This is a genomic window from Vibrio xiamenensis (assembly GCF_900100015.1).
In the GTDB taxonomy this organism is placed as follows: domain Bacteria; phylum Pseudomonadota; class Gammaproteobacteria; order Enterobacterales; family Vibrionaceae; genus Vibrio; species Vibrio xiamenensis.
The window spans coordinates 96,656-108,749 of the sequence record NZ_FNDD01000018.1; the positions used below are offsets into that span (position 1 = coordinate 96,656).

The window sequence follows — 12,094 nt, forward strand, 5'->3', positions numbered from 1 at the left end:
CTCTTGCGCCAAGTCGATAGCAACAAGTAAACAAAAAGCTCGCTAAGTGAATTAGCGAGCTTTTTGTTTTTAGTGCTTTGAAGCTATGCCTAATGCAGCGAGTTTTCGGACTCAAGATGAAAGCTAGGTAGGCACCATTTAAAGCGTACAGCGGCCATTCGCAGCAGATAGCCAATCAAAATCGTCACTATGGTGGCGGTAATGTCATCGACTGCGTAGCGAATCATCACCAGATACACCCCTGAGGCAACCGCTGAAACGGAAGCGTAAAGCTCCTCATGCAACACTAACGGTGTGCGGCGACAGATTAAATCGCGGAGTAACCCACCAAATACGCCAGTGACGACGCCGGAAACCACGCAGATCAGCGGATGGTGAGCCATCCCCATCGCGACTTTGGTACCTATGATGCTAAACACCACTAAACCAAGAGCGTCGAGGCGTATGAACAGGCCTCTAAGACGAATCACCCATTTATATAGCCAAGTGGTCAACACCCCAGCAAGGCAGGTGATCATCAAAAAATGCGGGTGTGCAACCCAACCAAGTGGGTAGTGGCCCAGTAGAATATCCCTAACGGTGCCGCCGCCAATCGCTGTCGCGCTGGCAACTAAAATTACCCCGAACCAATCCATTTTACGACGTCCGGCACTAAGTGCACCGGTCATCGCCTCGGCGGTAATTCCTATGATATACAAAACACTGAGTAACATAATTCGATCAATTGAGTTTCACTGCCCGTTGAGTCAAAAGCAGCGTAAAAAATGAGCCGCAAGTGTAGTGGTTTCTTGTGGTGATGACGAATGAATTATATCGGTTTAGAACGCCATTCGAATAACATTGACTCATTTCTCAACTTCGCGATTGTCTTTACCTTACAAACGAAAAAAGCGAAAATGCCGACCTTTAAACTCGACAGCCAAACCGCAAGCGATGACCCATAGCTATCAAGATCTAATTGCGATTTTTAATGCCACGTTTTTTGAGCACTACAACACTAAGCTTGAGCTGGGTGGTGATGAACCCATTTACCTGCCGGCCGATGATCAAATTCCTCATCATCGAATCATTTTCGCCCACGGTTTTTTTGCCTCTGCGCTGCATGAAATTGCCCACTGGTGTGTGGCAGGCCCTGAGCGTCGGCTGCTGGAAGATTTTGGTTATTGGTATGAACCGGACGGGCGCACCGAACAAAAACAAGCGGAGTTTGAAAAAGTCGAAATTCGCCCGCAAGCGTATGAATGGATATTATCCGTCAGCGCTGGGTTTCCTTTTAATGTCAGTTGTGACAATCTACACGGCGATTTTGAGCCTGATCGATTGGGCTTTTTCTCGCGCGTGCATCAAGAAGTCTTGACGATTCTTGACAACGGATTGCCTCCTCGTGTGCAGCAGTTATCTGATGCACTCGCAGCGTTTTATGCCACTCCAGCGCTTAGCCGCGATGATTTTATCGTTAAGTAATAGCCAATTTGTAACCTTAACGACTTAGACTAAGAGACGAATATGATTATTGAATTTGAAGAAAAACTCCTTGAGCTTATTGACCAGCGCATCGCTTCGGCATCCGACGACGAACTGTTTGCAGGCGGCTATTTGCGTGGACATATTTCTCTTTCAGCAGCGGCGTGTGAAGAAGCAGGCGAAGAAGATATCGCGATATTGAAGTCGCGCATTGAGTCGAGCCTAGAAGAGGCGCGCGCGGAACTTTCGCCAGCAGACAGAACGATTGTCAGCGAGCTATGGCAAGAGTTGGTGGCCGAAGTTTAAGACGCGAAAAATGAGGCTCAGAGGCATTGTTCGAAAAATTTGAACCTGACCATAGAATTTTTGTGGTTGTTGAATTGACGGCGATTTCCTATTCTAAATCCACTCCCTAAGAATAAGGAAAAGATGATGAAAATTATTGCGTTCGGTGCGTCTACTAGCTCTACTTCAATCAACAAAGCCCTTGCCACTTACACTGCTAACCTAGTAGAAGGTGCAGACGTTAAGGTGCTTGATATCAACGATTTCCAAGTTCCAATGTTCAACGAAGATTTGGAAAAAGAAATTGGTAAATCGGAAGGCGCGCAAGCGTTCTTACGTGAGCTAGGTGATGCGGATGCATTAGTCATCTCTTTTGCTGAGCACAATGGTCACTACGCTGCGGCCTACAAAAACTTGTTTGACTGGGCAACACGTATCGACCGTGAAGTGTACCAAAACAAACCAGCGGTATACCTAGCAACTTCACCAGGCCCTGGCGGCGCTCAATCTGTATTAGCCGCTGCGCAAGGTTCTGCGTCATTCTTTGGCGGTAACGTCAAAGCGGCGGTTTCTGTACCAAACTTCTACGATGTGTTTGATATGGAAAATGGCACAGTGACCAATTCAGATGTAGAAAAACAGCTTAAAGAAGCGGCAGCAGCGCTTACTGCCTAAGTTTTTCTTTTCAATCTATTATGAAAACGCCTTACCCATATGGGTAAGGCGTTTTTTATTGCCTCTGTTTTCACCATGCCGGCTCTGAAGTTATTAGGTATTTAATGAACCACTTCGCCCATCTCTTGCTGATATTTCGCCGCGAGATCGGTTTTTTGTTGCTCGCCCATGACTTTCCCCGCCATTTGGAAGATACGTTGCTCTTCCTCTTCTAAATGGTGTAATACCTGATGGCGCAACGATTTCATATGCGTAAGCCAAGCGGGAGAGTCCAAATCGGTGTTATCTAATTCGGCGATAATTTTGTCGATTGAATGATGTTCAGAAATACCGTGGCGGCTCATGTCGATGGTCGCATCTTTTTTCATCAACGGAATATAGAAATGGCGCTCTTCGGCTTCGGCGTGCAGCTGAAGTTCTTGTTTCAATTGTTGGTAGAACTCGCTGCGTGATTTACTTTCGCCGCTGGTTTTTAGTAAAGCGTCGATCAATAAACGTTGTTTTTCATGGCTTTCACGTAGTGCATCAAAAATCGTATTCATTTTTCACCTCTTTATTGCTGTGACTTACTGTTGCTGTAACTTATCGTTGCGGTTGACGTTACTATTTGTTCAAGGCTTCGTGATTACAGTCTGCGATTACTGCCCATAGCACTAAAATTCATGACGAGCGCAACGATAAACAGCACAACAAACACATAGAACAAGACTTTTGCAATGCTTGCGGCTACGCCAGCAATACCGGTAAAACCTAGGGCGCCAGAAATCAGCGCGACAACTAAAAATATCAGCATCCATTTAAGCATTTTGACTCTCCTACAGATTTTGCAATGAGTGTAAGGTGAAATAAGCGAACGCTGTGCCAGTTTTTAACTAACTGTTTTTATTGTATTTTTGTTTTTTAGAATGGATTCCAACGGCTTGGATGTGAATTTATTACCGACGCCTGTGTAAGAAATAGCGAGAGGAAGCAATAAGATACCGCTACCTGGAAGTAGCGGTATCAGCGGGAAATTTGTAAGTGCGAAGAGCAATTAGGCTTGGCTTAGCGCTTTGCCTTTACGCAGTTTACGAACCCACATGCGACTTGGGTGCAGTGCTTCCAGTAAGTCGACGGCGAGGGGAAGCGGATCGGCGCAAATATGCGAGGCTAACAGTTCTGCCATCAGTGGCGCAGAGCTTAAGCCGCGGGAACCAAGCCCTACGAGGCAATATAGCTGCTGATAGTTGGCGACTGGCTCGGCATGCTGCTCTTCAAGCTCAGCAAGATTGCGATAGTTTTCGACGATCGCATCAAAGTCGCCGACGTTACCAATAAATGGCAGATGATCGCGACTGACGCAGCGCACGCCTTGACGCGACTGATTGGCGCTCACATCGACATCGTGTGGCCAAGTTTGGCTTGGCAAACATTGCGCGAGTTTCTCTGCGTTATCTTGCTGAGCTTGCGGGTCAAATTGTTGGTCGATATGCGTGCGATCGTAACTGGCTCCGATACAGTGCTGCTGATTATTCGGGTTACATGGCGTCATATAGCCGTCATAACACAGCACTGTGTTGAGTTTGCTCAGTTTGGGCGTGGTTGGAATATGGCTGACTTGACCTTTAACTTTGGCAAGAGGCAAAGATTGGCTTTGCGCAAAACGGTCAAACTCGTGGCCGTTCGCTAGGACGACCACTTGGTGCCGAAATTCACCTTGCGAGCTGGAAAGTTGCCAACATTTGGTGTTGTTCAGCCATGTTAAGTTGGTCACTTGATGCTGATAGTGGCAGGTCAAAGCGCCACTTTGCTCAAGCTCATTCAAGATAGCTTGAGTGAGCTGCGAAGGTGACAACCAGCCTCCAAGTGGATAATCGACACTGGCGCAGCCCGTTGGCAGGCCCACGCGCTCGGCGGTTTGCTGTTGGTCGAGTTCGCAGATTAGCTGCGGATTAAACTCTGCGGCGACAATGCGTTTTAGTTTCTCTGTTGCACTTTCATTCCACATCAGCTGGGTGACGCCGCACCAGCTGTGGTCAAAGCTGTGCTGCTGTGCGATTTGAGTAACAAACTGACGCGCAAATAAAAAGCTCGCTGCAAACACTCGCGATACGCCGCTATGGTTGTGATTGAGCAGCGGATACACCGCACCTTGGCGATTACCTGATGCGCCTTGAGCGGGTCTTGCATCTTGACAGTATAAGGTGACCTTTTTGCCGCGCTGGGCCAGCTGTTTGGCGAGCGTTGCGCTAGCAATACCGCCGCCGATGATCGCGATATCATTACACTCTTCGGCGTGGCTGCGTGCAAACCATGGTTTGATATTGCCGCGACTGACCCTTTTCGGGAGGTGACCGGCGATCATTTCACGCTTAGTGCCAAAACCTTTGACTTTTTTCATCTCAAAGCCAGCTTCAATCAAGCCGCGGCGCACAAAACCAGCAGAGGTAAAGGTGGCGCAGGTACCACCAGTTTTGGCCAGTTTCGCCATGCCATCAAATAGCTGTTGATTCCACATCTCTGGGTTTTTGCTCGGTGCAAAACCGTCAAGGAACCACGCATCAATGATACCCGCTTCCCCGCATGGCACTTGAGGCAAACAATCTTTGATATCGCCAAACCACAGATCGAGCGTAATCATCCCGCCCGCCAATACGATGCGATGGCATTCTGGCACTGCGATAGGGTAGTGGGCTTGAAGCTGTTTGGCGTAATGTGCCAGCTCTGGCCATGCTTGATGGGCTTTAACTAGGTCATCAATATTAAGTGGGTACTTCTCAAAACTAATGAAATGCAGTTCTTTGAGTGGCGCGTCTGGATTTTGCTGTCTAAATTGTTCAAACCACTGCCAAGCGGCAAGAAAGTTGAGGCCAGTTCCAAACCCAGTTTCACCCAATACAAAACGGCGCTTTTCATAACTTTGCCATCTTTGTGGCAGATGATTTTGCGTGAGAAACACATAACGTGTTTCTTCAAGACCGTTGACGTTAGAAAAATAGACGTCATCGAACTGATCGGACACTGGAGTGCCAGCTTCATTCCAGTCGAGTTGGGCGTGGTTTATGGTTGTCATAATGTCTGAGAACTGTGAATATAGAAAATTATTTGGAAGGATTGTACGAATTTCTAGGAAAGCTGACCACTTTTCCAGCCCTTCTTAGTTATTATTTAGCGGAATTTTGAATTATAGGAATGTCACATGAAACGAGTCGTAATCACCGGTATGGGTATTGTTTCAAGTATCGGTAACAACGTCGAAGAAGTTCTAGCGTCTCTTAAAGCGGGTAAATCTGGCATTACTGCTTCAGAGCAGTTTAAAGAAGTCGGTCTGCGTTCACAGGTTTGGGGTGATCTGAAGATCAATCCAGCAGAACACATTGACCGCAAGCAGATGCGCTTTATGGGTGATGCGGCTGCGTATGCATACCTATCAATGCAACAAGCCATTGCTGATGCGGGCTTAAGCGAAGATCAAGTCTCTAACGAACGTACTGGTATCGTTGCAGGTTCTGGTGGTGCTTCTTCACTGAACCAAGTCAACGCGGTAGACATTTTGCGTGAAAAAGGCGTGAAACGCGTGGGTCCATACATGGTGCCACGCACTATGTCTTCAACTGTGTCTGCTTGTCTTGCGACACCGTTTAAAATCCGTGGTGTGAACTACTCAATGAGTTCTGCATGTGCAACTTCAGCACACTGTATCGGCCACGCAGCTGAACTGATTCAACTTGGCAAACAAGACATCGTGTTTGCAGGTGGCGGTGAAGAGCTTGATTGGTCATTGACCATGATGTTTGATGCGATGGGCGCATTGTCGACTAAATACAACGAGACACCAGATAAAGCGTCACGTACTTATGATGCAGACCGCGACGGTTTTGTTATCTCTGGCGGCGGCGGTATGGTCGTGGTTGAAGAACTTGAACACGCTCTTGCACGCGGTGCAACTATCTACGGTGAAATCGTGGGTTACGGCGCAACATCAGATGGCTACGATATGGTAGCGCCATCAGGTGAAGGTGCAGTGCGTTGTATGAAGATGGCAATGCAAGATGTTGACGGTGTTGATTATGTGAATACTCACGGTACATCAACTCCAGTTGGTGACGTGAAAGAGCTAGGCGCGATTCAAGAAATCTTTGGTGGCAACAGCCCAGCGATTTCAGCGACTAAAGCCATGACAGGTCACGCTCTGGGCGCGGCTGGTGTTCATGAAGCAATCTACTCAACTTTGATGCTGCACAACAACTTTATTGCGCCAAGCATCAACATTGAAAACCTTGACGAAGCGGCACAAGGCCTTGATATCGTAACTGAAACTCGCGATGTTGAGTTGAACACTGTGATGTCAAACAGCTTCGGTTTTGGCGGTACAAACGCAACCTTGGTGATCAAAAAATACCAAGCTTAATGCGGACCTGCCCTAAGCGGGCAACCTGTTTCCAGAGCGGGTCAGCATAGCGACCCAAACAGACGCAGACTCTGTCCCATGGAGAGCGGGACAGGATCCTTTTGTTCTGGAATATTACCCGGCCACTGCGCCGGGTATTTTTATCTCTATGAACTGCTTAGTTTTCCCTCGACACGCATTGGGCTTTTTTGCACAATCGTCACACCTTTGTAAATTGTGAACCGTTATGAAAATCCTTATTGATGAAAATATGCCTTATGCTGAGCAGCTTTTTAGCCAGCTTGGTGAAGTGGTCCTAAAATCCGGTCGTCAAATCAGCGCAGATGATCTTGTCGACGTTGATGCACTGATGATTCGCTCGGTTACCAAAGTGAACCAAGCGCTGCTTGAAAAAGCCAACAAGCTTAAGTTTGTCGGCAGTGCAACCGCAGGTATGGACCACGTTGACCAAGCATTCCTCAAACAAAAAGGCATCTTTTTCACTGCCGCGCCAGGCTGCAATAAGGTTGGCGTCGCCGAATATGTGTTTAGCGTGATGATGGTATTAGCGCAGCAACACGGCTTTTCGGTGTTTGATAAAACGGTCGGTATCATTGGCGCAGGGCAAGTTGGTAGCTACCTAGAACAAAGCTTAAAAGGCATTGGCATCAACGTATTGATTAACGATCCGCCGAAACAGCAGCAGGGTGATGAGCGCGATTTTACGCCGCTGAATCAATTGCTTGAGCAGGCCGATATCATCACGTTACATACTCCAATTACCAAGCAAGGTGAACACCCCACGCATCATCTTATCGGTCAGGATGCGTTGAATTCGCTACGTAGCGATCAGATTTTGATTAACGCAGCGCGCGGCCCTGTGGTGGATAATCAAGCGCTTAAGCAACGTTTAACCAAAAATGACGGTTTTATCGCAGTATTGGATGTTTTTGAATACGAGCCAGAAGTTGATATTGAATTGCTACCTCTGCTAGCATTCGCAACCCCTCACGTTGCAGGTTATGGGCTAGAAGGAAAAGCGCGCGGTACGACGATGATTTTTAACAGCTATTGTCAATTTATTGGCAGTGACTTGTCGGCGAGCGCGAGCGAACTACTACCTATTGCTCCGGTTCCTTACGCCAAGTTGGACCGAGCTTGGGATGAAGCGACGCTGCATAACCTGACGCAACTGGTTTATGATGTACGTAAAGACGATGCGCTATTTCGTCGTGAAATCCATAAACCCGGCGCGTTTGACCAGATGCGTAAGCAGTATTGGGACAGACGTGAGTACAGCGCAATTACAATTGCAGGTGATGAAGCATCCAATCTTTCACCACTTGCGAAACTCGGTTTTCAGGTTGAGGTAAGTCAATGAGCCAACAATTTAACGTCGCCATTTTGGGCGCGACAGGTGCCGTCGGTGAAACGATTCTAGAAGTTCTGAAAGAACGTAAGTTTCCTGTCGGTGAACTGTATCTACTCGCGAGTGAACGTAGCGAGGGCAAAACCTACCGCTTCAATGGTAAAACCATCCAAGTACAAAATGTTGAAGATTTTGATTGGAGCCAAGTGCATATTGGCCTGTTTTCTGCGGGTGGCGCATTATCAGAGCGTTGGGCACCGATTGCCGCTGACGCTGGCGTTGTCGTTATCGACAACACCTCGCAATTTCGTTACGAATACGATGTTCCACTCGTGGTGCCTGAGGTGAACCCTGAGGCGATTGCAGAATTTCGTAACCGCAACATCATTGCCAACCCAAACTGCTCTACTATTCAAATGCTGGTGGCGCTTAAGCCAATTCACGATGCGGTAGGTATTGAACGCATTAACGTTTCGACTTATCAGTCGGTTTCTGGCGCAGGTAAATCGGGTATTGACGAGCTTGCTGGTCAAACGGCTAAGTTGCTCAATGGGTTGCCAGCAGAGCCTGAGCAGTTCTCGCAACAAATCGCGTTTAACTGTATTCCGCAGATCGACCAATTTATGGATAACGGCTACACCAAAGAAGAGATGAAAATGGTGTGGGAGACTCAGAAAATCTTCAATGACCCCTCGATAGCGGTTAACCCGACCTGCGTTCGTGTGCCGGTGTTTTATGGCCATGCAGAAGCGGTGCATTTAGAGACTCGCGCGCCTATCGATGCGCAAGAAGTGATTCAGCTACTTGAGCAAACCGAAGGGGTAGAAGTTTTCCATGGCGAAGATTTCCCAACGCAAGTGCGAGACGGCGGTGGTAAAGATACCGTGTTGGTTGGACGAATTCGCAACGATATTAGCCATCACAGTGGCATCAACTTGTGGGTTGTTGCTGATAACGTTCGCAAAGGTGCCGCGACCAACGCTGTACAGATTGCCGAAGTTCTGATTCGCGATTACTACTAAGGTTTACCGAAGCCCCAGCCCATAAACTGGGGCTTTTTTATGCACCCTGTAAGGTATCGCACAAATATTGTGTGAGATTACTGCGATTATTGCGTTTGACACACATTTTTTGTCTTACAACCTATAGTTTTAAAGCGGTTATCCGATATATTTAGAAGATCCGTGTTTTTAACTTTGATATAGCACACAGCTTGAGCCTTTATATGCGTCGATTTTTTATGCGTTTATTAGTGCCAGTCGCACTAGTAGCCGTGACACAGACTTCATTCGTTAGTGCAGAGAGTATTCGTTTAAAAGGACCGAATGGTGAAATTCAAACGTCACCGCAATTTTCCGATCCTATCGTCAGAAACAACAATAGCGAACCTTCCCGTTTTTACGGTCCGACGAGCTCAGACGACACTTTGTGGAGCATTGCCACGCGTCTTCGTCCATCGACCGATGTTACTGTTCAGCAAACTCTACTCGCCATTTTTAACCTCAACCCTCAAGCGTTTGAAAACCAAAATATTCATGCTTTGATACCAGGCAGTCGTCTGCGCGTGCCATCGCTTGCTCAGGTCGTAGGTACATCGAATGATGAAGCGCTGGCGGTGCTTGCTGCTCATCAAGCGAAACTCAATGGCGCCAACAACCGAATCGTACGTCCAGCCCCTGCGGTTGCTGCGCCGGCCCCTGCACCGACTCCGACGGCTGCGCCTGTAACCGCACCACCAACAGTAACGCCGCCACCTGTCGCGAATCCAGAGCCACAACCTGCATCCAATGCGAGTGAGCCAAGCGCTGAACAACAAATCGCTGCGCAAGAGAAAGCCACTCAGGTTAAGCAGTTAGAGAATCAGCTTCAGTCGTCAGAATCTGAAATGATGGCGCTGGAAGAGAAAAACCACAAATTGCGTCTCATGCTCGCCGATGTTCAATCTGAAGTGGATGTACTTAAAGGCGAATTGAGTGATGAAAACCGCATTCGCAGCGAAGTAGAAAAATTACTTGAACAAGAGCGTCAGCGAGTTGCGAAAGAGCAACAACTGGCACCGACAGAGTGGGACAAACTGCTTTCCAATACTTGGGTACTTGGCGCTTTAGCCGTGATTCCAGGTTTGTTGATTGGCTTGATTGTGATGATGCTGCTTGGCCGACGCAATAAAAATAATCAGCAAGATCAAGAACAAACGGCTCAAACAGAGCCTGTGATGCCAATCAATCCTGAGCAGATGAACGAGGATGTTGATGATGATCTCGTTCTTGATGATGATCTGTTTGGTGATTCTGGTAAAGAAGATGAAGAACTGCTGTTTAGCGATGATATGGATCTTGATGGTGATGAGCCGAAAGATGACACGCAAGAACAGCCAGAAGATGACATTTTTGCCGACCTCGATGATAGCGACCTTGATTTCAACCTCGAAGATGAAGATGGCGAAGATCCGTTTGCTGGTATTGGCGATGATGGCGATCTAGATACCGAGCTTGCTGATAGCGTTAGTTCAAATGGCATCAGCGTTAATGCAGACGACAAAGCGCTTGGCCTTGAGGAAATGGAGAAGGCGCTTGACGATGTCGCCAATGGTGCTGACGTGCAAGATGATTTTGACCTTGCCGATCAAAACTCATTAAGTGAAGACGATATTGACTCGTTACTGTCTGACAATGAAGAGCTTGATGGTGGCGAAATTGATCAGTCAATGCTGGATGATCTGCTGTCAGAAATGGATGATGACGATTTCGATTTAAGCAGTGAAGAAGATATCCCGCCAGCAGAGCAAGCACTGGCTGATGAGCCCAAACTGGCCTCGGATAGCGATATTGATGACATCTTTGCTAAGTTGGAAGCAGAGCCTGACCTTGAAGAGCTTGAATCTCAAGATGAGCCCACACCTTCGGCCGCTGAGGAAGCTCAGTTGCTTGATGAATTACTTGATTCTGACGAAGACCAAGACTTCGATCTCGCGGATGACCAGATGCTGGACGAGCTCTTGGATGACGAGCTGTCAGAAGACGAGTTGCTGGATGACGAGTTAAGTGAGCAACCTGAAGAATTGGCCAGTGACGCTGAACAGGTTGAGCCGCAAGCCGATACGAACAGTCAGCAATCACTAGATGAAGCCTTTGATGCGTCTCTTGATGAGCTGGCCAATTGGAGCGAACTCGACGACGAACAACAAGAGTTCGAGCTTGGTGAAGACCAATTGCTTGATGAAGTTCTTGAATCTAGTCCACAAGCCGATTCTCAAACACAACCAGAGCCTGAAACACAACCTGCTCAAGAACCTGAAGAAGAGTTTCATTTAGCCGCCGACCAAATGCTTGATGAAGCCTTGGAGTCGGATGAAAGCGAATCGCTTGAGTGGGATGAAACCAGTACCGACCTTCTTGATGAGCTGATTGATAGCGAACAGAATGAATTCGATGCTGATTCAGCAGCGATGCTGGACGAGTTACTTGACGAGTCTTCAGAGCAGCCACTTGAAAGCGAATCCGATGCTGCCCCTGAATCCGAGCAAAGCCAAGATTTCGATGAAGTATCGGCAGACAGTGATGATGTGTTCGAAGACGAAGCAACCGAACTGTTTGAAGAGCTGCTGGAAATCGAAAAACAAGCGCAGTCACAGCCCGATGAGCAAGATCTCGAAGCGCAAGACGACGAAGAATTTTCAAGCCAAGAGTTTGTCGATGACCTGAGCAAGATGGCACCAAGTGCAGATCCATTAATGGAGCCATCGCAACAGGTGGATGACGCTGAGACTGAATTCGAACAACCTGAGCAAAATGTTTCTTCAGAACTTGACGAGTTCGAAGCGCAATCAAACACTGAAGAGCCAGAGCCAGAGCCAGAGCCAGAGCCAGAGCCAGAGCCAGAGCCAGAGCCAGAGCCAGAGCCAGAGCCAGAGCCAGAGCCAGAGCCAGAGC

General features: G+C 47.8%; 12 protein-coding genes. 8 read left to right on the forward strand and 4 right to left on the reverse strand.

Annotated elements, in window-relative coordinates; all coding sequences use genetic code 11:
* Positions 1-89: 89 nt before the first annotated feature.
* Positions 90-713, reverse strand: coding sequence for a trimeric intracellular cation channel family protein (locus BLS03_RS15095; RefSeq protein WP_093275644.1), 624 nt, complete (start codon positions 711-713; stop codon positions 90-92).
* Positions 714-803: 90 nt separating this feature from the next.
* Between BLS03_RS15095 and BLS03_RS25675 the strand changes: the two genes are divergently transcribed.
* The 4 genes from BLS03_RS25675 to BLS03_RS15110 all read left to right on the forward strand — a co-directional run bounded on the left by BLS03_RS25675 (position 804) and on the right by BLS03_RS15110 (position 2,424).
* Complete coding sequence (locus BLS03_RS25675) at positions 804-944, forward strand: hypothetical protein (protein ID WP_176765609.1); 141 nt, start codon at positions 804-806, stop codon at positions 942-944.
* The gene (locus BLS03_RS15100; protein WP_093275646.1) at positions 934-1,464 is read left to right on the forward strand and encodes an elongation factor P hydroxylase; all 531 of its coding nucleotides are present in this window, start codon (positions 934-936) and stop codon (positions 1,462-1,464) included. The genes BLS03_RS25675 and BLS03_RS15100 overlap by 11 nt, the downstream gene beginning before the upstream one ends.
* A 42-nt stretch (positions 1,465-1,506) precedes the next feature.
* Positions 1,507-1,770 (forward strand): YfcL family protein, encoded by a 264-nt coding sequence (locus tag BLS03_RS15105; protein WP_093275648.1) that lies wholly within the window; start codon positions 1,507-1,509, stop codon positions 1,768-1,770.
* Between the two features lie 126 nt (positions 1,771-1,896).
* A complete protein-coding gene (locus BLS03_RS15110; protein ID WP_093275651.1) occupies positions 1,897-2,424 on the forward strand; it encodes an NADPH-dependent FMN reductase in 528 nt (175 codons plus the stop codon).
* A 101-nt stretch (positions 2,425-2,525) separates the two neighbouring features.
* Here the strand turns inward: BLS03_RS15110 and BLS03_RS15115 are convergent, their stop codons facing one another.
* From BLS03_RS15115 to mnmC, 3 genes are all read right to left on the reverse strand, one after another.
* Positions 2,526-2,966 carry a hemerythrin domain-containing protein gene (locus BLS03_RS15115; protein WP_093275654.1) on the reverse strand — a complete coding sequence of 147 codons (441 nt, stop codon included), beginning with the start codon at positions 2,964-2,966 and terminating at the stop codon, positions 2,526-2,528.
* An 83-nt stretch (positions 2,967-3,049) separates the two neighbouring features.
* Entirely contained in the window at positions 3,050-3,229 is a 180-nt protein-coding gene (locus BLS03_RS15120; protein WP_093275657.1) for a DUF1328 domain-containing protein, read from the reverse strand.
* Positions 3,230-3,457: 228 nt separating this feature from the next.
* Positions 3,458-5,476, reverse strand: a complete 2,019-nt coding sequence (mnmC, locus tag BLS03_RS15125) for a bifunctional tRNA (5-methylaminomethyl-2-thiouridine)(34)-methyltransferase MnmC2/FAD-dependent 5-carboxymethylaminomethyl-2-thiouridine(34) oxidoreductase MnmC1 (RefSeq protein ID WP_093275658.1) — start codon at positions 5,474-5,476, stop codon at positions 3,458-3,460.
* 126 nt (positions 5,477-5,602) lie between these two features.
* Between mnmC and fabB the strand changes: the two genes are divergently transcribed.
* The 4 genes from fabB to BLS03_RS15145 form a co-directional block, all read left to right on the forward strand.
* Positions 5,603-6,814: a beta-ketoacyl-ACP synthase I gene (gene fabB / locus BLS03_RS15130; RefSeq protein ID WP_093275661.1), complete on the forward strand. Its 1,212-nt coding sequence runs from the start codon at positions 5,603-5,605 to the stop codon at positions 6,812-6,814.
* Positions 6,815-7,040: 226 nt separating this feature from the next.
* Positions 7,041-8,174, forward strand: coding sequence for a 4-phosphoerythronate dehydrogenase (locus tag BLS03_RS15135; protein ID WP_093275663.1), 1,134 nt, complete (start codon positions 7,041-7,043; stop codon positions 8,172-8,174).
* Positions 8,171-9,184 (forward strand): aspartate-semialdehyde dehydrogenase, encoded by a 1,014-nt coding sequence (locus BLS03_RS15140; protein WP_093275665.1) that lies wholly within the window; start codon positions 8,171-8,173, stop codon positions 9,182-9,184. Before BLS03_RS15135 ends, BLS03_RS15140 begins: the two co-directional genes overlap by 4 nt.
* A gap of 218 nt (positions 9,185-9,402) precedes the next feature.
* A partial coding sequence (locus tag BLS03_RS15145) for a FimV/HubP family polar landmark protein (protein ID WP_281241238.1) occupies positions 9,403-12,094 on the forward strand: 2,692 nt, incomplete at its 3' end.